Annotated in this window: 19 protein-coding genes; 7 read left to right on the forward strand and 12 right to left on the reverse strand. The window is 65.7% G+C overall.

Going from position 1 to position 20,984, the window contains the following annotated elements; all coding sequences use genetic code 11:
- On the reverse strand, nucleotides 1-1,295 hold a 1,295-nt coding region (locus ACREE8_RS25305; protein WP_431575798.1), incomplete at its 3' end, for a penicillin acylase family protein.
- A 260-nt stretch (nucleotides 1,296-1,555) separates the two neighbouring features.
- Between ACREE8_RS25305 and ACREE8_RS25310 the strand changes: the two genes are divergently transcribed.
- Both ACREE8_RS25310 and ACREE8_RS25315 read left to right on the forward strand, forming a co-directional pair.
- On the forward strand, nucleotides 1,556-2,719 hold the full coding sequence (locus ACREE8_RS25310; RefSeq protein ID WP_431575799.1) for a type III PLP-dependent enzyme: 1,164 nt from the start codon (nucleotides 1,556-1,558) through the stop codon (nucleotides 2,717-2,719).
- A 129-nt stretch (nucleotides 2,720-2,848) separates the two neighbouring features.
- Nucleotides 2,849-3,208, forward strand: coding sequence for a YybH family protein (locus ACREE8_RS25315; RefSeq protein ID WP_431575800.1), 360 nt, complete (start codon nucleotides 2,849-2,851; stop codon nucleotides 3,206-3,208).
- A 62-nt stretch (nucleotides 3,209-3,270) separates the two neighbouring features.
- Here the strand turns inward: ACREE8_RS25315 and ACREE8_RS25320 are convergent, their stop codons facing one another.
- The 5 genes from ACREE8_RS25320 to ACREE8_RS25340 all read right to left on the reverse strand — a co-directional run bounded on the left by ACREE8_RS25320 (nucleotide 3,271) and on the right by ACREE8_RS25340 (nucleotide 9,887).
- Entirely contained in the window at nucleotides 3,271-4,371 is a 1,101-nt protein-coding gene (locus ACREE8_RS25320; protein ID WP_431575801.1) for a substrate-binding domain-containing protein, read from the reverse strand.
- Between the two features lie 46 nt (nucleotides 4,372-4,417).
- Complete coding sequence (locus ACREE8_RS25325; protein WP_431575802.1) at nucleotides 4,418-7,345, reverse strand: HD domain-containing phosphohydrolase; 2,928 nt, start codon at nucleotides 7,343-7,345, stop codon at nucleotides 4,418-4,420.
- A 226-nt stretch (nucleotides 7,346-7,571) separates the two neighbouring features.
- Entirely contained in the window at nucleotides 7,572-7,946 is a 375-nt protein-coding gene (locus tag ACREE8_RS25330) for a hypothetical protein (protein ID WP_431575803.1), read from the reverse strand.
- A gap of 84 nt (nucleotides 7,947-8,030) precedes the next feature.
- Nucleotides 8,031-8,918 (reverse strand): DMT family transporter, encoded by an 888-nt coding sequence (locus ACREE8_RS25335; RefSeq protein WP_431575804.1) that lies wholly within the window; start codon nucleotides 8,916-8,918, stop codon nucleotides 8,031-8,033.
- A gap of 9 nt (nucleotides 8,919-8,927) precedes the next feature.
- On the reverse strand, nucleotides 8,928-9,887 hold the full coding sequence (locus tag ACREE8_RS25340) for a DMT family transporter (protein ID WP_431575805.1): 960 nt from the start codon (nucleotides 9,885-9,887) through the stop codon (nucleotides 8,928-8,930).
- Nucleotides 9,888-9,987: 100 nt separating this feature from the next.
- On the opposite strand from ACREE8_RS25340, the gene ACREE8_RS25345 reads away from it, so the two are divergent.
- Both ACREE8_RS25345 and ACREE8_RS25350 read left to right on the forward strand, forming a co-directional pair.
- Nucleotides 9,988-10,833: an alpha/beta fold hydrolase gene (locus ACREE8_RS25345; protein WP_431575806.1), complete on the forward strand. Its 846-nt coding sequence runs from the start codon at nucleotides 9,988-9,990 to the stop codon at nucleotides 10,831-10,833.
- Nucleotides 10,830-11,816, forward strand: a complete 987-nt coding sequence (locus ACREE8_RS25350; protein ID WP_431575807.1) for a YheT family hydrolase — start codon at nucleotides 10,830-10,832, stop codon at nucleotides 11,814-11,816. Before ACREE8_RS25345 ends, ACREE8_RS25350 begins: the two co-directional genes overlap by 4 nt.
- 22 nt (nucleotides 11,817-11,838) lie before the next feature.
- On the opposite strand, the gene ACREE8_RS25355 is transcribed toward ACREE8_RS25350, so the two are convergent.
- A complete protein-coding gene (locus ACREE8_RS25355) occupies nucleotides 11,839-13,062 on the reverse strand; it encodes a sodium/glutamate symporter (protein WP_431575808.1) in 1,224 nt (407 codons plus the stop codon).
- A 56-nt stretch (nucleotides 13,063-13,118) separates the two neighbouring features.
- On the opposite strand from ACREE8_RS25355, the gene ACREE8_RS25360 reads away from it, so the two are divergent.
- Together ACREE8_RS25360 and ACREE8_RS25365 are read left to right on the forward strand one after the other, a co-directional pair.
- Nucleotides 13,119-13,289 (forward strand): hypothetical protein, encoded by a 171-nt coding sequence (locus ACREE8_RS25360; protein ID WP_431575809.1) that lies wholly within the window; start codon nucleotides 13,119-13,121, stop codon nucleotides 13,287-13,289.
- 48 nt (nucleotides 13,290-13,337) lie between these two features.
- Nucleotides 13,338-15,098, forward strand: coding sequence for a SulP family inorganic anion transporter (locus tag ACREE8_RS25365; RefSeq protein ID WP_431575810.1), 1,761 nt, complete (start codon nucleotides 13,338-13,340; stop codon nucleotides 15,096-15,098).
- Here the strand turns inward: ACREE8_RS25365 and ACREE8_RS25370 are convergent.
- From ACREE8_RS25370 to ACREE8_RS25390, 5 genes are all read right to left on the reverse strand, one after another.
- Entirely contained in the window at nucleotides 15,088-15,567 is a 480-nt protein-coding gene (locus tag ACREE8_RS25370; protein ID WP_431575811.1) for an OsmC family protein, read from the reverse strand. The two genes, ACREE8_RS25365 and ACREE8_RS25370, sit on opposite strands and share 11 nt — an antisense overlap.
- A gap of 6 nt (nucleotides 15,568-15,573) precedes the next feature.
- The gene (locus ACREE8_RS25375) at nucleotides 15,574-15,996 is read right to left on the reverse strand and encodes an organic hydroperoxide resistance protein (protein WP_431575812.1); all 423 of its coding nucleotides are present in this window, start codon (nucleotides 15,994-15,996) and stop codon (nucleotides 15,574-15,576) included.
- 135 nt (nucleotides 15,997-16,131) lie between these two features.
- Nucleotides 16,132-17,217, reverse strand: coding sequence for a porphobilinogen synthase (hemB, locus tag ACREE8_RS25380; RefSeq protein ID WP_431575813.1), 1,086 nt, complete (start codon nucleotides 17,215-17,217; stop codon nucleotides 16,132-16,134).
- Between the two features lie 152 nt (nucleotides 17,218-17,369).
- Nucleotides 17,370-19,001, reverse strand: a complete 1,632-nt coding sequence (locus ACREE8_RS25385) for a class I adenylate-forming enzyme family protein (protein ID WP_431575814.1) — start codon at nucleotides 18,999-19,001, stop codon at nucleotides 17,370-17,372.
- A gap of 43 nt (nucleotides 19,002-19,044) precedes the next feature.
- Nucleotides 19,045-19,731: a GntR family transcriptional regulator gene (locus ACREE8_RS25390; protein ID WP_431575815.1), complete on the reverse strand. Its 687-nt coding sequence runs from the start codon at nucleotides 19,729-19,731 to the stop codon at nucleotides 19,045-19,047.
- 241 nt (nucleotides 19,732-19,972) lie between these two features.
- Here ACREE8_RS25390 and ACREE8_RS25395 point away from each other — a divergent pair, with 241 nt between their 5' ends.
- Complete coding sequence (locus ACREE8_RS25395) at nucleotides 19,973-20,977, forward strand: ABC transporter permease (protein ID WP_431575816.1); 1,005 nt, start codon at nucleotides 19,973-19,975, stop codon at nucleotides 20,975-20,977.
- Nucleotides 20,978-20,984 lie beyond the last annotated feature (7 nt).

The raw sequence follows: 20,984 nt of genomic DNA on the forward strand, positions 1-20,984 counted from the left end.
CGGCCCGCGGCGATGAAACCGATATGGTCCTGGTCGGCATAGACGATGTTCTGCACCGGACAATCGAACCGATCGAGCGCGGCGCGGAACGAGGCCGCATCGGCCGCGTGATTCATCAGCCAGAAGGCCTCAGGGGTTTGCGCGCCGGGCGCGAGACAGGCCCAGCCCAGCGCCACCATTTCATCCGGTTCGGCGATGGCGGCCTTGGCGCGGCCGATGTCGGAAATGATCGGGCCATGGCGCGTCTCGCGGACCGTCAGAACCTGGTCCGGCTCGCCGCGAACCTTGATCACCTCGTCCCGGGTGACGAAGGGTTTGGAGCCGTCGGGCGTGAGATAGGAGCCGGGCGCACCGGGCGCCGGCTTCTCCAGGAACAGGTCCTGATTGTCCGCCATGGTGGTGGTGAAGCCCCAGGCGACATGGGCGTTGTGACCGAGGATGACGCAGGGCACGCCGGGCGCCGAAGCGCCGGCGACATGCAGGGTCGGTGTCTCGATGCGGACCAGATACCAATAGCCCGGCAGCGAAAGATCCAGATGAGGATCGTTGGCGAGGAGCGGCTTGCCGCTGGCGCTGCGTTTGCCGGCCAGGACCCAATTGTTCGAGGCTCCCGGCATGGCGGGCAACAGCGAAAGATCGCCGAGCGCCGATTGCCAGGAGGCAGGCGAACCGAGATCGGCGCTGCGCAACGCCGGCGGCTGCGACGGCCACAGCGATTCCAGTGCCGAGGGCGAAAGCCGGCGGGCCAAGGCGGCGCGCAAGGCCTCGTCGGTCCAGTTGCTGCTGAGCGGCAAGGTCATCGCCCAACCCCACAGCAGCGAGTCCGACGGTTGCCAATGTTCCGGCCGATAACGCAGTGCCAGGAACTCGAGCGGCCAGGCGCCCTTCCGGCTGTCGAGATAGGCGTTCACGCCGGCGGCATAGGCATCGATGGACGCCCGAAAATCCGCCGGCAGCGCTTCATAGTCCGACTTGACCCGCTGACCGTAGCCGAGGACGCGCATCAGGCGATCGGTGTCGATCGCGCGCGAGCCCAGCACCTCGGAGAGCCGGCCAGTGGCGAGGCGCCGGGTGAAATCCATTTGAAACAATCGATCCTGAGCATGGACGAAGCCCAGCGCGAAATAGGCGTCGAGCTCGTTGCCGGCGTGGATCGTCGGCACGCCGTGGGCATCGCGAAGGATCTCCACCGGCCCCTGAAGGCCCGGCAGGGACAGCTCACCCTCGGTTTGCGGCAGGGAGGTCCGAAGCCAGAGAAAGCCGCCGGCACCGGCCAGCAGCAATAACAGCAACAATCCACCCACGCCTCTCAATGCCCAACGCTGCCATCGCCGCCTGCCCAATCAAAGCCTCCGCACCGCCTCATTTCGAACCGCTTGATAGCCGACCCTTTGCCGGCCTGGCAAATGTGACGGTTTGCCGGGCCATGGGGCGGTTGTCCGTCCGGGGGCTGGCGTCGGGGCAGGGGTGGTGGCGGTCCCGGCTTTGGGCTAGAAACCCCACCAATAGAGATCGATTCCGGTGCCTCGACGGGCCGGCAGGAAAGGGAGTTGGCATGGAACGCCAGTTCGAGAATGTGCGGGCGATGGTGACGGCCCTGACGCCGAGCTATCCCGTCTATTGCCTGCGCCCGCATGTGCTGCGCCGTGCCGCCACCCGGTTCCTGGAGCTGTTCCCCGGTCGCGTGCTGTTCGCCGTCAAATGCAACCCGCATCCGGCCGTGCTGCGCATCCTCTACGAGGCCGGCATCCGGCACTTCGACACGGCTTCGCTGCCCGAGATCGCGCAGGTGCGTGAAAGCTATCCCGATGCCGGCGCCTATTTCATGCATCCGGTAAAGAGCCGCGCGGCGATCCAGGCCGCCACCCGCATCTATGGCGTCGATACCTTCACCGTGGATCATCCCGACGAGCTTACCAAGGTGCTCGACCAGGCGCATGGCGGCGAAGGCGTCACCATCATGATCCGCATCAAGACGCCGCCGGTCGAGGGCGTGCTCTATCACCTTGCGGGCAAATTCGGCGCCGAGCCGCTGGAGGCGGCCGGCATGCTGAAGGAAGCCCATGCCCGCGGCTGCCAGGTGGGCTTGGCGTTCCATGTCGGCTCGCAATGCCTGGTGCCGGAGGCCTATTCGAACGCGCTGCGCATGTGCGGCGACGTGATCGAGCAGGCGGGTATCCCGCTCCAATATCTCGATGTGGGCGGCGGGTTCCCGGCCGAATATGTCGGCACCAACATGCCGCCGCTCGAAGCCTATATGAGCGAGATCGAGAAGGGCGCCAAGGAGCTCAAGCTGCGGCGCGACTGCGTGCTGATGTGCGAGCCCGGTCGCGCGCTGGTGGCCGAATCCATGTCGTCGGTCGTGCAGGTGCAACTGCGCAAAGACGATCGGCTCTACATCAATGACGGCGTCTATGGCTCCTTCAGCGAGATGGTCACGGCGGGGATCCGCCTGCCCGCGGAGATGGTCCGTCTCAATGGCGGCAGCGCCAAGGAAATGAAGTCCTTCCAGCTGATGGGCCCGACCTGCGATTCGGTCGATGTGCTGCCGGGAACGTTCGAGTTGCCGGCCGACATCCATGAAGGCGACTGGATCGAGATCGACCGGCTGGGCGCCTACAGCTTCGCCAACACCACGCGGTTCAACGGATTCTATCCGGACACGCTGGTGACCTGCGCGGACCAGCCGCTGGGCCGCCGCACCAAGGTCGCGGCCTGAGGGCGACGGCTGGATTCAGTCCGGGCTCGGTATTTGGTACCGTCTCCGTTTGAAATCGAACCTGTCAAACCCGCTTCGGCTTCGAGCAGGGTCGGAATTTGACTGGATTGCCGTCAGAGGAGTGTCGCCATGACCGATGAAGTCAGCCGTGAGCCGGCGCGTGATCCTCAGGATTTGGAGCGCCTGCTGATTTCCCGACAGTGGGTAGGAGACGTCGATGGAATGGCGGCCCTTTTTGAGCCGCATGCCGTCCTCGATAGCGGTGAGGGGCGATGGACGCTGGGCAGGGAAGCAATCCGGGCGTTCTTCGCGGATATCACCGCGACGGGTCGAAAATTTCAATCCGGCAGTCAGAGGCCGGCTGTTATCAGTGGCGATCTGGCGCTCACTTCAACCCGCCTTCCCGATGGCAGCGTGACCGTCGAGGTCGCTCGCCGGCAAGGCGACGGGACATGGCTATGGGTCATCGATCGTTTCTCCATTGCGTAGCGCGTCGGCCTGGTCGTCAGTGCTGGTAGCGAGAATTCAAACCGAGGCGCCACCCGGCGCTTTCACTCCTTGCCCCAGATCTGGCGATATATTTGCCGGTAATTGTTGGGCGGGTCGAAGATGAAGTTGTCGCCCACCGTGCCGCCCAGATTGTCGGCGGTGAAGAGTCGCGCATGGGGGACATAGCCGCTCGGCATCTCGTTGTTGAAGGCGCGGTTGAGCTCGTCGATGAGCTGCCAGCCCTGGAGATTGAGGGGCTCGGCCACGGTCGCTGTCTGGCCGAGGCCTGTCCCGACGCGCAGGAGCGCGCTCTGCGATCCGTCGCCGGCGGAGATGTTCACCAGATCGGCGCGCGCATCCGGGATCGCCGCCATCGCGTCGTAGTAGAGGTCGTTGATCCCGAGGCTGACGGTCCAGGTATCGCCGAAGCGCTGGTCGAGCAAGGTCAACCGCGCCGGCATCTCGGTCAGGACATGGTCGAGCGTGAGATCCTCGATCGAGAGCAGCTTGCAGCCGGCGCAGTTGCGGATGATCGCCGCCATATCGTCGGTCTTGGCCTGGGCGACCGCAAAGCGGGGATCGGTGAAGATGACCACGCCGGCCGTTCCTCCGCTCTTCACCACCGCGAAAGAGGCGGCAGCGAGCGCGATCTCGCGCGCACTACTGGCGACATTGGTGAAAAGCTGCGTTCCGGGGACGAAGCCCGGCTCGAAGGCGGCGTGCCAGCCGACCACGACCATGCCGAGGCTTACGGCGTTATCGATCCAGGGCGCGTAACCTTGGGCGTCGAAACCACCGAAGATGACGCCGTCCGGGTGTGAAATCTGCACGTCCAGGAGAGCCTGGTTGCGCGTGGCATCGTTTCCGGCCGCGTCAAAGACATTCACGGTCCAACCGACGACCTTGGCTGCCTCCTGCACCCCGCGCAGCGCGCCGGCGATCCCGCCGTTGCGCAGATCCTCGGCAATGAAGGCGATCACTTTGCCGGGAGACGTCTTGGGTCCGGAGGTTGGCCCCCGCCAGACCGTGACCGCCTCGAGGGCATCGGTGGCGCGCTGCTGAGCCAGCGCGAGTGAGTCGGCCGATGGCGCTGCCCCAGCATATGGAATTGTGCCGAGCAGAACGAGCATCGCCAGCGCCAGCGACCGTAGCTCTGGCCTCATGCGGTGGCTCGTGCCTGCCTTGGCCCGATGTCGGCGTGGCATCGGGTCAGGCTCGCCGCCGCAACGGCTCGACGTCGATATCGTCGCGCTGCTCCGCTGTGAGGAACATATCCGCATATTGGCGGTAAACCCCGGCGCTCAGGAACAGGTCGAAGAGATCGGGATCGATGTGATTCTCGTCGCGCATCTTAGACATGATGCCGAGCGATTCGGCGAGGGTCTTGGCCTTCTTGTAGGGGCGGTCGCCGGCCGTCAGCGCCTCGAAGATGTCGGCGATCGCCATCATCCGCGCCGGCAGGCTCATCTCGTGCCGCGACAGGCGCTTGGGGTAGCCGGTTCCGTCCATCTTCTCGTGATGACCGCCGGCGATCTCCGGCACGTTGCGCAGATGGCGCGGCAAGGGCAGGCGCGTGAGCATGCGGATCGTCTCGATCATATGCTCGTTGATCTTGAAGCGCTCCTCCTCGGTCAGGGTGCCGCGCTTGATCGTGAGATTGTAGACCTCGCCGCGATTGAAGAGGTGCTCCGGCACATTGACCTTGAAGCCCCATGGATTGTCGGGCGCGAGCTTCTCGCGGTCGGGGCGGGGCACGATATGCTCCGCCTTGTCGGCAAGGAGCGGCTCCGCGACGGGCAGTTCCGCCGCCGGCTGGCGTTTCTTGCGCGCGGCTTCGTCGTAGGAGATGCCGATGCGGTCGTCGAGCGTCCGGGTCCAGGTCCGCCTGGCGATGGTCTGGACCCGCTCGATGTCGGCCGGCGCCATGAACTCGCCACCGACATTGCTCTTGGCGAGAAAGCGGAAATCCTCGTCCAGCGAGACCCAGAGCGCCTGAAGATCGCGCAGTGCCGTCGTCCGGTCGGCGCCATCGGCGATCGATTTCCAGCAGGCGACCTCGGCCTCGCGCTTCACCACCTCGAAGCGCATGCGGACCTCATGCAGCCGGTCGTAGATGGTCTCGAGCTTGGTCGCCTTGTCGATCACGTATTCCGGCGAGGTGACCTTGCCGCAATCATGGAGCCAGGCCGCGATATGCAGCTCTTCCCACTGATCCTCGTTCAGGTTGAAGTCCTTGAACACTCCTTCCTTGCTCTCCATGGCAGCCTTGGCGAGCATCTCGGTGAGGACGGGGACGCGCTGGCAATGGCCGCCGGTATAGGCACTCTTTGAGTCGATCGCACCGGCGGTGAGCTCGATCAGGCTGCGCAGCAGATCCTTCTGCTCCTGCAGCAATCGCTGCGTTTCGATGGCGACGGCGGCGGTGCCTGACAGGGCTTCGACCAGAGCCAGCCGATCGGCCATGGCGCGCCCGTCCAGTGTCTCTTCCGCCGAGGCCACAAGCAGCGCCCCGACGGATTGGCCTTGACGATTATGCAACCCCACGGCGAAGCAGATCAGGGGCTTGTCATATTGCAGATGCGGATGCCAACGGCGCAGATCCTCGACACTCATGGTGACGGCGCAGTTCTCGCCGTTGAAAGCGCGGATCACAGGATGTTCGGCGTCCTGCACGGGATCGAACGCGCGTCGGACGAGCTTGCGGGGCTGGCCGTCCCAATAGGCGTGGGCCGCGGTCAGATGGCCTTCCGGCTGCTGCAGATAGATCAGGCCGCCGCGCGCATTGGTTACGCTGGTGGTCTCGGACAGAATCCGATCGAGCAGGCGGTCGAAGCTGCGCTCGGCGCCGAGCACCGAGCCGATCTGGAGCAGCCGGCGGATGGTCGATTTCATCGCATCCATGGAACGCGCGAGCTTGTCGATCTCGAAGATGAAGGAGCGGACCTTGATCGGCTCGTCGAATTTGAGCGCCTGCACGGCGCGGGTCTCGTGGATCAGGGCCTTGAGCGGCCCTGAGGCCAGGCGGGACAGTACGATCGTGAACGGGATCGCCAGGAGCAGCAGGCCCAGGGAGATCCAGAGACCGATATTGCGGATGCGAGCGGCGTCGGCGAGCAGCTCCTTCTGAGGGGCCGCGATCGCGATGTAATAGGGCGCGCCATCCACCGTCCAGCTGCTGAGAATGCCCTGCCAGATCTCACCGCCGATTTCATAGGCATGCGAGTGATCCAGATCCGTCATGCCGCGCTTGGCGACACTGGTGAGCAGGGGCTGGCCCAAATCCCCGAGCTTCGGCATGCTCGGGGTTCCCAACTCGTCGACCTGCAGGCGATAGCGGGAATCCGTGTCGGCCATCACGTCGCCCTTGTCGTTGAAGACGAAAAGCTGGGCCGACGGCGTGGGGCGCTGCGCCTTCAGCAGGTCGGACATGACGCCCAGCGTCACGTCGATGCCGACGACGGCCCTCTGGCTCTCGGAAGCCTTGGCGACGGTCGCCCCGACCTCGCGGGTCGTATAGAACAAATAGGGGTCGGTGGAGATCGTGCCGATGCGGGCGATGGCCTCCTGGAACCAGGGGCGTGCCCGGGGATCGAAGTCGTAGTTGGGCACTGGTTTGCTGGCCAGAAATTCCAGCTTGTCCGAGTAGAAGAAGAAGCGCGGATCCCGCAGCCCCTCGGCGTCGCGCGAGATGCTCTGCACGACGTAGGCCGATTCCTTCGGCGCCGACAACGCGCGTGCCAGATAGGAATCGGGATTGAAGCGCCGCACCAGGAAAAAATCCCCGTCCTGATAGCCCACATAGGCGGCCGAGATCTCGGGATGGTTCTCCAGGATCGCGACCAGGAGGGGCAGGCGGCTGAGCCTCACCTCCAGCGTGGTGGCGTCCATGAGGATCGACTTCGACAGCAGCTCGACCGAGATTTTCGCCGGCGCATAGATCGCGTCGATGGATTGTTTGGTCTCCTGGCCGATGCGCGTGAACAGCGTCTCCGCCGAGGACAGCATCATGCTTCGGCTGAGATAGTTCTGGGTCGATATGGTGATTGCCGCGAAGGCAATCAGCAAACCGAGGAAAAGCGCCGCGATATAGACATGGAGGTGGAAAGTGCGATTGCCGAAGCTGAAGCCGCCGGCCATGCGTTCACCTGCTGTCGCTCCCACCCGCCGGAGCCTTGGCCTTCGATCCTGTCTCGCACGGGGCGGATTCTACGAAGAGTGACCGCCATTGGCAATGACGCAGGCTGGCTGCCACCGGCCCTGGGTCCAACCGTCAGTTGTGCATGCTTAAGGATTGATTAAGCGTTGGCTGGGCGACCAATCTCGAGGAGGGCAGGAGCGGCGATGTCGAACGGGAGTCCGTTCGTCAGATCTGCGGTCCGCAGCCGTATTTACCGCTGACACCCAGCACCAGGCTGGCGCCGGCGTGATAGAGGCGGTCGCGGAAACCGGGTTCGTCGGAGATCGCGACCACGCCGCCGCCGATGGCGGTGTCGGCGAGGATCCGGCCATTGGCCGCGGTCACGATGGCCATCGCGTCCTGGGCATTGCCGCCCAGCACGAAGACACCGACCGGCAACGGCGTGCCGCCGGCAGGGCTGGGGGCGGCCGCGGCGCCGAGGGCCAGCAGGCTGCCGAAGAGAGCGAAGACGAGGGCGGCGACCAACCCGCTGCCGGAAGACTCCTTGGCGCGGGGCTGAGTGGGGGCGGCGGAAGCGCCGTTGGCGATGATCGCGGTCATGACCCGACCAAACTACGGTCGATCTTTTAATTCGTCGTTAAATCGAGCCAGGTTTTTGCGAGGTTTTTCGACGATGCGCGCGGGTCACGGCAGCGGCGGCACGAGGCGCGTGCGTCGCCAGTCGGCGAGGGTATAGATCGCGAGCGTGCCGAGCACGACGGCGCCGCCGACGAAGGCGCGCTCGCCCGGCCGCTCGCCGACGGCGATCCAGACCCAGATCGGCGCCAGGGCGGATTCCACCAGGCCCAGCAGGGCGACCTCGACCGTCGGCACCAGCCGGGCGCCGGCGGTGAAGAGCACCAGGCTGAGGCCGAACTCGCCGCAGCCGAAGAGGGCCAGATAGCCGGCGTCGCTGAGGGAAATGGAGAAAGGATGGGCCAGCGGCAGCGACAGGAGCGCGCCGGTCGCGCCGGAGACGACCATGGCCGGGAGCAGGTCGATATCGCCGAAGCGCCGGATGGTCACGATCACCACCGCGAACATGCCCGCCACGGTCAGGGCCATCAGGTCGCCGAAGCTGGAGCCGCCGCCCAACCCGCCCCAGACCATGTAGCTGACGCCGCCGAAGCTGACGACGAGCGCGAGCGCGGTATGGAGCGCGATGCGCTCGCGCAAGACCAGCCAACCGGCGACCGCCGCCAGCAGCGGGTTGATGGCGATGATGATGAGGGCGTTGGCGATGGTGGTGTGGGTGAAGGCGAGGATGAAGCAGACCGTCTCGATGCCCATCCAGATGCCGAGGAACCAGCCGATCGGGCTCAAGGTCCGGAACCGCGCCCACAGGCCGCGACGCTGCCAGGCGACCGCGAGCAGCAGGAACAGCCCGCCCAGGAAGGAGCGCCAGAAGGTCAGGGTCCAGGAATCGGTCTCGACCAGCCGGGTCAAGATGCCCGCCATGCTCCAGAGCAGGGCGGCGCCGGCGATCATCGCGCGGCCGCGGACGAGGCCCGGGTTATGAACGAGACTGCTCACGGGGCCGGATCAGACGACGGGCGGGACGACGCGCCGTCCGGCAGCATGGAGGTCGTAGAGGCTGTGCAGGATCAGCGAGCCGATCAGGATGGCCCCGCCAACGATCGCATAGGTGCCTGGGTTCTCTGCATAGACCAGCCAGACCCAGATCGGCCCCAATGCTGGCTCGAGCAGAGCTGCCAATGCGGCTTCCGCCGCCGGGATATGGCGGGCACCGCTGGTATAGAGGGCCATGCCAAGGCCGAGCTGGCCGAAGCCGAAGAAGAACAGATAGGGCAGATCGTGGCTGCTGATGGCGAGCGTCGGGGCCTGGGTCGCGGCGACGGTGCCGGCGAAGACGGTGGCGTAGAAGGCGGCCGGAATCATGCGCACCTTGCGGTTGCTGCGCACGATGACGGTGGCGATCGCAAAGGCGGCGCCGATGGTGATGCTGAGGAGGTCGCCGATCAGGCTGCCGCTGCCCTCGAAGGATTCGATCTCCATGATCCCGATGCCGACCAGCGCCACCGCCATGGCGCCCCAAGTCCGCGAACCCACCTTCTCGCGCAGGATCAGCCAGCTGGCGATCGCGGCGATGAAGGGCGAGATGCCTTGCAGAAAGAGAATCTTCGCGACGCTGGTATATTCCATCGCGATGACGAAGCAGGTCGAGGCCGTGGCGAAGCAGAGCCCCATGCCGATGCTGGCCCAGGGCGCCTCCAGGAAGACCTTGAAGAAGCGCCGCCGCTCGCGCACCAGCAGCAGGCCGGCGAGGAACAGCCCGGCGAAGACCGAGCGCCAGAAAATGATCTCCCAGGCACCAGCGCCGACGGTGCGGACGACCACCCCGCCCGAGCTCCAGATGATTGCCGCCAGCGAGCAATAGAGCAGGCCGCGCAGATGCTGTGCCCGTTCTGCGGCATGGCCCGCGGAAAGGCTGGAGCCGCTTGGGTGCGCGGCCGCACTCGGGCTATGCTGGGAAGAGGCCATGGGCTGGAGCGGAGAGCCGGGTCTGGAGCTCGCGAGGCTGGGTCGGAGCCCGCGAAGATGACAATATTGTCATCGGTAACATGAGGGCTAATGCCTGTCCATGCAGTCAAAGCGCGTTCTCTGCCTCAATCCCTTCGGCTTTCACAACACGCACTATACGGAATGGGGAGACGGCTCCGCCGATCGGACCGCCATCTGCGTCCATGGGCTGACGCGCAATGCGCGCGATTTCGATCCCCTGGCGGACGCGCTCAGCGCCCGCTGGCGGGTGGCCTGCCCCGACATCGCGGGTCGCGGCCAGAGCGACTGGCTGCCGGTCGCCTCGGCCTACAACTATCCGCAATATTGCGCCGACATGACCGTTCTGATCGGCCGGCTCGAAACCGAGACCGTCGACTGGGTCGGCACTTCGATGGGCGGTCTCATCGGCATGATGATGGCGGCCCATCCGAACTCGCCGGTCCGCCGTCTCGTGCTGAACGATGTCGGGCCTTTCATCGCCAAGGCGGCGCTGCAGCGGATCGCCACCTATGTCGGGCAGCGGCCGCATTTCAAATCGCTGCCGGCGCTCGAGGCCTATCTGCGCCAGGTTTATGCGCCCTTCGGCAATCTGACCGACAAGGATTGGCGGGCGATGGCCGAGCATAGCCAGCGCACGGCGCCCGAGGGCGGGATCGTGCTGCATCACGATCCCAAGATCGCCGAGAACGCACAGGCCGGCGCCAGCCAGGATATCGATCTCTGGGCGCTGTGGGACAAGATCACCTGCCCGGTGCTGCTGATCCGCGGCGCCCAATCCGACCTGCTCTCGAAGGCGACGGCGGAGGAGATGACGCGCCGGGGCCCGCGCGCGCGGCTGGTCGAGATCGCCGATGCGGGGCATGCGCCGGCGCTGCGCTCGGCCGATCAGATCGCCTTGATCCGGGACTTCCTCGACGCGGCATGACGGCGTCGCGCTTCCCGAGATTCATCCCGCGGCCGCCCTGGCTCGGCGGCGATCTGCAGACGGTCCGGAATTATGTGAAGCGGGTCGAGGTTCCGCTCGCGGACTTTTCCGAGGAGCGGATCGAGTTCCCGCTGCCCGATGGCGACCGGTTGGTGGCGATGCTGCACCGGCCGGCCGCCGCGAGCGACCGGCCGCTGGCGATCCTGATCCACGGGTTGTCGGGGAGCCAGGACAGCATCTATCTGCGCCGCACAGCGCGCCATCTGCTGGAGAACGGCTTTCCGGTGCTGCGCTTCAATCTGCGCGGCGCGGGGCCGTCGGGTCCGCTCTGCCGCTTCAGCTATCATGCGGGCCGGACCGAGGACATTCATGCGGCGCTGATGCAGCTCGACGGCAAGCTCGCGGGCCGCGGCTTGCTGGCGATGGGCTTCTCGCTGGGTGGCAATTTGCTGCTGAAATATCTGGGCGAGCAGGGGCGCCGCGCGCTCTTCCTCGGCGCCGTCAGCGTGTCTGCGCCGATCTTGCCGAAGCAGGCGCAGGTCCAGATCATGCGGAGGCGCAACGACGCCTATCACCGCAATCTCCTGGGGGCCGTGAAGGGAGATTTCGGCCGTCCCAATGCCGAGCTGCCGGCCGGGTTGCGGGCCGTCCTTTCCACAATCCGCACCATTCTCGAATTCGACGACCGCATCGTCGCACCCATCAATGGCTTCATGGGCGCCGAAGATTACTATGCACGCTCGGCTGCCTATCCGCTGCTGCCCCAGATCGCGGTGCCGGCGCTCGTGATCCATGCTCGCAACGACCCCTGGATCCCGGCGACGCCCTATCTCCAGTTCGACTGGAAGCGCAACCCGAAGCTGCTGGCGCTTCTGCCGCGCGGGGGCGGTCATGTCGGCTTTCATGGCATCGGCCATGAGGTGTCCTGGCATGACCGATGCGCGGTCAGCTTCTTCGAAGGTCTGTTGCGGCGCGGGCACTGACTGTCTGGGGCGCGGCCGGCCCTCATCCCATGCGGAACAGCGGCAGCGCCAGGAACAGTTTCGCCACCATCGCATTGGCGAGATCGACGAAGAAGGCCGCCGCCAGGGTCACCAGCAGAATGGCTTTGGGCGAGGGGCCGTAGCGCTTCGTCACTTCGTTCATCGTCACCATCGCGACCGGCATCGAAGCGAGACCGAAACCGAGGAAGCCCGAGGTGGCGACCGCCGCATCGTAATCCCGGCCCAGCAGCGGGAAGAGCACGTAATAGGCGATGATGACGATGACGAGGATCTGAGCGATCACATTGATCATCAGCGGCAGGATCACGGTAAAGAGGGCCGAGAGCGGCACGCTCATCAGGCTCATGGCCAGGAAGATGTTGAGCGCCACGTCGCCGCCGATGGCGATGGGCTTCAGATCGAGAGGGAGGCGACAGGCGTCGGCGCCGTTGGCGATCAGGATGCCGGCCAGGAGCGCGCAGAGGAATCCCGGCAACATCACGCCATTGCCCTGGGCCCAGCCGTTGATCTGCTCACCGAGGAAGACCGAGATGGCAATAACCAAGAGCGCCGCCAGCACGCTGGACAGGGCGAAATCCTTGGACATCGGCGAAGCGTCCGGAGCCGGAACGGCAAGAATGCCGGTGGCGCCTTCGACCGAGGGCTTCAGTCCCTTGCGCTTGATGAGAAAGCCGGCGATCGGCCCGGCGAGGAGCGCGCCGGCGATGACCGCGATGGTCGCGGCACCGATGCCGACTGGCGCCGCTGCTTCGAGCCCCGCCGCCTCAGCCTCCTTGGCCCAGGCCATGGCCGTGCCCGGCCCGCCGACGAAGGAGAGCCCGCCGGCCAGCAGCCCGTAGAAGGGGTGGGCGCCCCAGGCGAGTGCCACGGCCGCGCCGACCAGGTTCTGCAGCACGATCAGCACCACGGTAACGGTGCAAAGAATGACAAGGGGCTTGCCGCCGGTGACGAGCGTGCGCAGCTTGGCCGAGAGGCCGACCGTCGAGAAGAAGATCAGCAGCAGCAGATCGCGCAGATGATGGCCGAAGGTGAATTGTACATCGTAGGTCAGACGCGCGATCAGCGCCAGAAGCGCTGTGGCCAGCCCGCCGATGACGGCGTCGGGAATGTCGATGCGCTTCAGCCAGGGCAACCCGGCGCGCGCGGCCTTTCCGGCGAAGAGGGCGACGAGCGCGATAATGAGCGTCTCGAGCTCACTGAGAGTGACCGGCACGGCCGTCGGCATCGCGAGCGGGCCCCCCGAGGCCTCCGGCAGCGATTCCGTCGCAGCGTCGAAACGGAATGGCGAAGCAAGCCGAGATCGGCCTGCTTGAGGCCGTCATCATAGGCCGAGTTCAGCAGGAGGGTCGATTCCAATCCGCGATGAACGACGGGGACCCCTGCGGCGTCGGCTCGAATTTGCGCTATAATCCGCTGGCGATGAACTTGGTGGCGATTGTGCCGGGTAGATGAGGGATCGACAGATTCGGCTTCTGAGCGCCATTCGATGGCGTGGGATATGTGAAGGCGCCAAACTCATCGGTAGCAGATCAGGAGACGTCGATCTTGAATATCGTAAACCGCCTCACCGCACAGCGGCTGCTACCGATCCTCGGCTGGCTTCCGGGCTATCGGCGCGAGTGGTTTCCCGCGGACTTCCTGGCGGCACTGGCCGTCTGGGCGATCATGGTACCGGAGGGCATGGCCTATGCCGGCATTCTCGGCGTTCCCCCCATCATGGGCCTCTACACCATTGTCCCGCCTTTGGTGGCCTACGCACTCCTCGGCACATCCCGCCTGCTGGTCGTCGGCCCGGATACGGCCACCGGTCTGATCTCCGCGCTGACGGTGGGTGCGATCGCGATGCAGGGAACGGCAGAGTTCAATGCGCTGACCTCCACGCTTGCCATCCTGATCGGTGTTCTCTTTCTGCTCTTCGGCCTGTTGCGCATGGGTTGGGTGGCGGCCTTCATCCCCACGCCGGTGATGCGCGGATTCATCGAAGGTCTCGTCTGTGTCACGATCATCGGCCAGGTGCCGCATCTCCTGGGGATCGGCGGCACCTCCGGCAACTTCTTCGAAAAGCTCCGGTTCCTGCTACGCCACCTGCCCGACGTTACGATGGCCCCGATGCTGGCCGGCCTCGGCAGCCTTCTGGCCATGCTGTTGCTCCGCCGGTTCGTTCCCCGTCTGCCTTCGGCCCTCGTTGTGGCCGTTGTCGCCACCGTCGTCGTCTTCCTGCTGGGTGGAGAAACCTCGGGCATCAACGTGGTCGGCGCTCTCCCCTCCGGCCTGCCTCACTTGATCATGCCCACACTCGATCCTGCGATCCTGCTGCAGCTCGCGCCGGGCGCACTCGCGATCGTGCTCGTCGGCTATGCCGAGGCGCTCGGCGGTGCCAAGGCGGCGGCCATGGAGAGCGGCGGCGACGTCGATCCGAACCAGGAACTGATCGCACACGGTCCGGCCAACATCCTGAGCGGCCTCTTCGGCGGCTTCCTCGTCGTCGGCAGCCTCTCCAAGACCTCCGTGGCCATGGCCGCGGGCGCCCGCACCCAGCTCGCCAACCTCATCGCCGCGATCTTCTGTTTCCTCACCTTGATTCTGCTGACCCCGCTGTTTCGCGACATGCCGCACCCGGCGCTGGCCGCCATCGTGATCGCGGCCATGCTGCATCTCTCGAAGCCAGCTTATCTGCGCAATCTCTATGCCAGGAGCCGTTGGGAGTTTGTCCTCGCCTTGGTCGTCGTCGCCGGCGAGCTGATGCTGGGCGTATTGCAGGGCATCGGGCTGGGCGTGGTGATCGCGCTGCTGATGCTGATCTATCGGACCAGCCATCCGCAGGATGCGGTGCTCGGTCAACTCCCGGGTACCGAGGCCTACCGCGATGTCAAGCGGCACCCCGAGGCAATCACCTTTCCCGGGCTCCTGATTTGGCGCACGGGCGGTGAAATGTTCTTCGCCAGCATCGGTTATCTCAACGAAGGATTGAAGGCGGCGCTGGCTGCGAGCGATCCGCCGGCCAAGCATGTGCTGCTGGACGCCGGTTCGGTGAACCTCATCGACACCAGCGGCTGCGACGCGCTGTTGACCCTGATCAAGGAGCTGCAAGGCCAAGGGGTCACCTTCGCCTTTGCCCGTGTGCGCGACCGGGTCCGGGAGCAGATGCGGCTGGGAGGTGTCGAGACAGTCGTGCCGCCGGCGGAGTTCTACGAGCGGGTGACCGATGGCGTGCGCGCCTGGCAGCGGACTTCCGACATCAGGCCCGCGATCACGCTGTGACGATGCGCGGCTCGATCGAGACCGGGAAATTCACCGAGTTGGCGATGAAGCAGATCTGATGCGCCTGGGCATGGAGCTTCGTTGCCTTCTCGACGTCGCCGCCGGCAGCGAGCGTCACGGTCGGGCGCAAGGCAGCCTCGGTAATGCGCACGTGGCCATCCTTCATGTCGACGACGCAAGCCGCATTGTCCTCGTAAGCCGTGACGGGGAGGCCGGCGCGCGCGGCCAGGGCCAGATAACTCAGCAGATGGCAGGTCGAGAGGGCGGCCAGCAGCAGATCCTCGGGATTGTGCTTGCTGTCATCGCCGCCATAGGCGGGGGAGGTCGACGCCGGAAGAGGAATCTTTCCCGCGACCCGGACCTCCAGATCGCGGGAATAGTCGCTGCCGGCGCCGAGCGCGCCCCTGGAGGCGCCGGTCCAGACTGTGCGCAGGCTGTAGTCATGGCGATGGCGCGAGGACGGGGTCACGGGGTCTCAGGCGACCTTCAAACGGACGGGGATGTTGTTGCGGGTGGCGTGCGAATAGGGGCAGACCACATGCGCCTTGGCGACCAGGTCCTCGGCGGTCTTGCGGTCCATGCCGGGGATGGTGATGGTCAGATCGATCTCGAGCCCGAAGCCGGTGCCGTCGTCGCGCGGGCCGATGCCGACCTTGGTCGCGACCGCGGCATCGTCGGCCACCTTGATCTTCGCCTGGCCGGCGACATAGCGCAGCGCGCCGAGGAAGCAGGCCGAGTAGCCGCAGGCGAAGAGCTGCTCCGGATTGGTGCCGTCGCCGCCGGGCCCGCCCAGCTCCTTGGGGATCGAGAGCTTGAATTCCAGACGGCCGTCATCGGTCTTGGAAACGCCGTCGCGGCCGCCGGTGGCATGAGCTTGCGTGCGATAGAGGATGGCCATGAAGATTCTCCCGTTGCTGAAGGGGAACGTTGAGCAAAGTCGACACGTCTACAGGCCGATGAAGTTAGGCCTGTTCTGCGAAAGCTGGATGACGACGCAGTCGGGTTCCGGTCGCGGGAACTCGCCTGCGTCCGCTCAACCCCTCTTGAGCCGCTCCGCGACCTCGACCGCAGTGTAGGTCAGGATGGCGTCGGCGCCGGCGCGCTTGAATCCCATCAGCGTTTCCACCAGCACGCGGTCGCGGTCGAGCCAGCCGCGCTCGATGGCGGCCATCAGCATCGCGTATTCGCCGCTCACCTGATAGACGAAGGTCGGCAGCGAGAAAGCCTGCTTCACGCGCCAGACCAGATCGAGATAGGGCATGCCGGGCTTCACCATCAGCATGTCGGCGCCCTCGGCGACATCGAGCGCGCATTCGCGCAAGGCCTCGTCGCCATTGGCCGGGTCCATCTGGTAGGTGCGCTTGTCGCCCGAGCCCAGATTGGTCTTCGAGCCGACCGCATCGCGGAAGGGGCCATAGAAGGCCGAGGCGTATTTGGCGGCGTAGGCGAGGATCGCGGTGTTCTGGTGGCCGCGGGCGTCGAGGGCCTGGCGGATGCGGCCGATGCGGCCATCCATCATGTCCGAGGGCGCCACGATATCGACGCCGGCCTCGGCCTGGGCCAGCGCCTGGCGCACCAGCACATCGAGGGTCGCGTCGTTCAGGATATCGTCACCCTCGAGCAGCCCGTCATGGCCATGGCTGGTATAGGGATCGAGCGCCACGTCGCAGATCACGCCGACATTCGGCACGGCTTCCTTCAGCGCACGGATGGCGCGATTGACGAGATTGTCCGGGCTCCAGGCCTCCTCGGCCTGCGCCGATTTCAGCGCCGGCGGCACGACGGGGAACAATGCCACCGCCGGGATGCCGAGCTCGCCGGCATGGCCGACGGCATCGATCAGGACTGGGATCGAGAGCCGGTCGACGCCGGGCATCGAGGGCACCGCCTCGCGCGCCTTGTCGCCATCGAGCACAAAGACCGGCCAGATCAGGTCGGAGGCATGCAGCCGGTGCTCGGCCACGAGCGCGCGCAGCCAGTCGGTGCGCCGGTTGCGGCGCATCCGGGTCTGCGGGAACTGGCCCGGCTGGAAAGGCTCGGGCGTCGGCAAGGGAGCCGGCGGCTCGGCCGAGGGCAGGGGACGCAAAGCGGCTTTCCGCGGGGCGGCACGATCGGTCATGGCAGCCTGGAGCTTGCTGGAATTGCTGGGTGAATTCTAAGCGCCACTGCCCGGGGGGTCCAGCCAGAACGAGGCGCGGGCCCCTGGGGCCGGTCGTCGCGTTCAAAAACTGCCAATCCCGTGCAATTGCGCCGTCGCCGCCTCAGGTCTGGCTACGCTTTGGAGGGGCGGCCCAACTCGCGAAGCACTGCCTTCTGGATCTTGCCATTGGCGTTTCTCGGCAGGGGCTCGGCCCGCAAGGTGACCGTCTCGGGCACCTTATAGTCGGCCATGTATTGGGTGCAGAACTGACGGACCATGTCCTGCGTCAGGACGGCATTGTCCCGCGGTACGACGATGGCGTGGATGCGCTCGCCCAGGACCGGATCCGGCAGCCCGATGATCGCGCATTCGAGCACGCCCTCGAGGCCGCTCAATATGTTCTCGACCTCGGCGCTGTAGACCTTGTAGCCGCCGCGATTCAGCATGTCCTTGCGGCGATCGAAGATCCGCACGAAGCCTTCCGCATCGACGGAACCGATATCGCCCGACCGCCAGAAGCCGTCGACGAACTCGCTGGCATTGGCGTCGGGGCGGTTGAGATAGCCCGGGACGACATTGGGCCCCGCGATCCAGAGTTCGCCGGGGACACCCGGGGGCACCAGCGCGCCCGCCTCGTCGCGCACCTCGATCTCGCAGCAGGGGGCCACCTGGCCGACACTGTCCATGTTGTCGCGCCAGCAGCGCTGCGGCATGACGGTGGCGGGCGAGGTGGTCTCGGTGGCGCCATAGGCGTTGAGTAGCAGGAGATGCGGAATCTTCGTCGCCAGCATCTCGATCGTCGGCACCGGCATCGGCGCGCCGCCGAAGCAGCCGATCCGCCAGCTCGACAGATCGTACCGATCGAGCTCGGGATAGGTCGCGCACAGCGTATAGATCGTGGGCACGAGGATCGAATAGGTGATGCGCTCGCGGCTCGCGAGCTCGAGGAAGTCCGGCGTCTTGTAGGCGTGGCGCATCAGCACCATGCAGCCACCCACGACCATGGTGGCGAGCGAGACGCCCACCAGGCCGGTCACATGCGAGAGCGGCACGGCCACGATGCAGCGGTCCTGCTCGGTCAGGTGATAGCAGCGCGCGAAGGTCAGCGCGGAATGGATCATGCCGAGATGGGTGAGGAGGGCGCCCTTGGGCCGGCCGGTCGTTCCCGATGTGTAGAGGATGACGGCCGGGTCTTCTTCCGAGGCGGTCGCCGCGGGCACCGGGTTGCTTCTTTCCAGCAATTCCTCGAAGCCATGGGCCCCCGGCGCCGGGCCGCCGACCGAGAAGCGGTGGAGGATCGTGGGGATGTCCGACGCCGGCGGCAGCGACCCCGCCAGATCGGCTTCGAAGAGGATGAGGCTGGCCGTGCAGTCATTGATCAGAAATTCCAGCTCGGCGGCACGCTGGCGCGTGCCGATCGGCACGGCGATCGCGCCCAGCCGCAGGCAGGCGAGGACGCCGGCGAGGAATTCCCAGCGATTGGCGAGGAAGAGGACGATGCGGTCGCCGGCCTTCACGCCATGGGCGGCGAGGCCGGCGGCGATCGATGTCACCACCGCATCGAGTTCGCGATAGCTGAAGCGGCGGCCCTCGACGAGAGCCGGGCGATCGGGAAAACGCCGGACCAGATCTGAAAACATTGCCGGGATCGTCGCCGGGCGCTCCGAGAAGCAGAGCATCTTCCGGCCGTCGAAATGCTGCTCGGGGCGCAGCGTTCCGCCGAGCCGGTCGGCAGCCCAATAGCGATCCTGGAGTCTCGGCAAATCTCTCTCCCCCGGCGACGCTCGGCTCGCCGAGCGCAGGCGGCTATCTGGGCAACTTCTCGAGCAGCGCCTTGCCGCCGATCAGGATGTCTCGGGTGATGGCCTTGCGGGCCATTTCGGCGTCATGCCGCCGCAGGCAGTCGATGACGAGGATGTGGCCATGCGTCTCGCCGTGGAACGGACGGCTGCGGCCGTCATAGAGAAAGGCGAGGACCGGCCCGAACTGCATCCAGAGATTCTCGACGATGCGAAAGAGAGCGGGCGAACGCGCCAATCGGCAGAGGCCGAAATGAAAGTTCTCGTTCTCGGCGAGGGCGGCGGTGAAGTTGTCGTTCTTCTCGGTCTCGATATAGCGCTCATGGATGGCCGCGAGCTCGTCGATTTCCGCATCCGTAGCGCGTGTGGCGGCGCGTGCGGCTCCTTCGCCCTCGACCAGCGTTCGCAGATCGCGGATCTCGATGCAGCGATCGCGATTGAGCTCGGGCACCATCACGGTCCCGCGCTCGTCCATGACCAGCGCGGACTCGGAAACCAGGCGGAGCAGGGATTCGCGCACCGGCGTCACGCTGATGCCGAGTTCTTCCGCCACCTGGCGGGCGATGAGCTTCTGACCAGGCCGCAGGCGACTGCGCATCAGCGAATGGCGGATCGCGCCATAGGCCTGCTGGCTGATGCTCTCCTTGCTGATTTGACCTCCGAACGGATGGTCCGGGGCTCCCGATTCCAGCATCTCAAGGGGCATCCACTGCCTCATTTCTGGGCGCTCAGAACATATTGCAGCCAATCCCTGAGCCGTGGCATATTATAACAAATAGCTTATAACAAGCAATCAGGTACGAGGCGATTTCCCCGGCCATGATGGCGACGGTTTCAGACGGTGCTGCGGCTTAATTGGGCTGTTGCACCAATGGCTTGACCGAAAAATAGGCAGGGTGCCGGCCGCGCCGCAGCACCCGTTCCCGGGAGGGACGATGTCGATCGTGACGACGGCGAGCAGAGGCGCGCGCAAGGGCGGCTATAAGCCCAACCAGTCGATCATCGTGCTCGGGCTGTCGCTGGTTCTGCTGGTCGTGCTGAGCGTGGCGCTCCCCGGATTCATGACGCTCGGCAACTTCTTCACGCTGGCGCGCGGGGTCTCGATCCTCGGCATCCTTGCGCTCGGCATGGCGGTCGTCGTCATCGGCCGCGGCATCGATCTCTCCCAGATCGCGACGCTCGCCGTGTCCGCGGCGATCGCGGTCACGCTCGTCAATGCGGGCGTTCCGATCGCGCTGGGTCTTCTGGCCGGGCTGGTGCTGGCGGTCGCGATCGGAGTCCTCAACGGATTCCTGATCTCGGTGGTCGAGATCCCGGCACTCTTCACGACGCTGGCATCGAGCCTCCTGGCGTTGGGCGTGACGCGCGCGCTGGTGGTGCCGCATTACCAGGTCTTCCTCGAGCCGGGCCACGAGCTGTTCCTCAAGCTGGGCGGCACGCTGGCGGATGGCCTGCCGGTTCCGGTGATCGTGTTCGCCGTCTGCGCGATCCTGCTGCATCTGTTCCTGTCGCGCACGGTGCTCGGGCGCTTCATCTATGCCCATGGCGATAACGCCCAGTCGGCCCGGCTTTCCGGCATCGCGACCCGCCCCTTGACGATGCTGGAATATGGCCTCTGCTCGGCCATCGGTTATGTCGGCGGCGTCGTCATGGTCGCCTCGACCTCGCTGATCCATCTCCAGATCGCGGAATCGACCATGATCTTCGACGTGATCCTGGTCGTCGTCCTTGGCGGCGTCAGCCTCGTGGGTGGGCGCGGCAATGTTCTGAGCGTCATCGCCGGGACGCTCCTCATCGGCGTTCTGCTCAACGCCATGACGATCATGAATCTCGACGTTCAGACCCAGGACATGATCAAGGGAGCGGTGCTGCTCTGCGCCATCATGTTCGACAGCTATGTGCATCCTCGCGATGAGGAGACCGCGAAGCAGGGAGACTGAGCCCGAC

Source organism: Hypericibacter sp. (genome assembly GCF_050729195.1).
GTDB lineage: Bacteria > Pseudomonadota > Alphaproteobacteria > Dongiales > Dongiaceae > Hypericibacter.

Coding starts and splice junctions, on each gene's coding strand:
- ACREE8_RS25330 (WP_431575803.1), bottom strand. CDS start 7,946: ATGACCGCGATCATCGCCAACGGCGCTTCCGCCGCCCCCACTCAGCCC.
- ACREE8_RS25340 (WP_431575805.1), bottom strand. CDS start 9,887: ATGGCCTCTTCCCAGCATAGCCCGAGTGCGGCCGCGCACCCAAGCGGC.
- ACREE8_RS25360 (WP_431575809.1), top strand. CDS start 13,119: ATGGCGAAGCAAGCCGAGATCGGCCTGCTTGAGGCCGTCATCATAGGC.
- ACREE8_RS25320 (WP_431575801.1), bottom strand. CDS start 4,371: ATGAGGCCAGAGCTACGGTCGCTGGCGCTGGCGATGCTCGTTCTGCTC.
- ACREE8_RS25310 (WP_431575799.1), top strand. CDS start 1,556: ATGGAACGCCAGTTCGAGAATGTGCGGGCGATGGTGACGGCCCTGACG.
- ACREE8_RS25355 (WP_431575808.1), bottom strand. CDS start 13,062: ATGCCGACGGCCGTGCCGGTCACTCTCAGTGAGCTCGAGACGCTCATT.
- ACREE8_RS25315 (WP_431575800.1), top strand. CDS start 2,849: ATGACCGATGAAGTCAGCCGTGAGCCGGCGCGTGATCCTCAGGATTTG.
- ACREE8_RS25345 (WP_431575806.1), top strand. CDS start 9,988: ATGCAGTCAAAGCGCGTTCTCTGCCTCAATCCCTTCGGCTTTCACAAC.
- hemB (WP_431575813.1), bottom strand. CDS start 17,217: ATGACCGATCGTGCCGCCCCGCGGAAAGCCGCTTTGCGTCCCCTGCCC.
- ACREE8_RS25390 (WP_431575815.1), bottom strand. CDS start 19,731: ATGCTGGAATCGGGAGCCCCGGACCATCCGTTCGGAGGTCAAATCAGC.
- ACREE8_RS25350 (WP_431575807.1), top strand. CDS start 10,830: ATGACGGCGTCGCGCTTCCCGAGATTCATCCCGCGGCCGCCCTGGCTC.
- ACREE8_RS25375 (WP_431575812.1), bottom strand. CDS start 15,996: ATGGCCATCCTCTATCGCACGCAAGCTCATGCCACCGGCGGCCGCGAC.
- ACREE8_RS25395 (WP_431575816.1), top strand. CDS start 19,973: ATGTCGATCGTGACGACGGCGAGCAGAGGCGCGCGCAAGGGCGGCTAT.
- ACREE8_RS25325 (WP_431575802.1), bottom strand. CDS start 7,345: ATGGCCGGCGGCTTCAGCTTCGGCAATCGCACTTTCCACCTCCATGTC.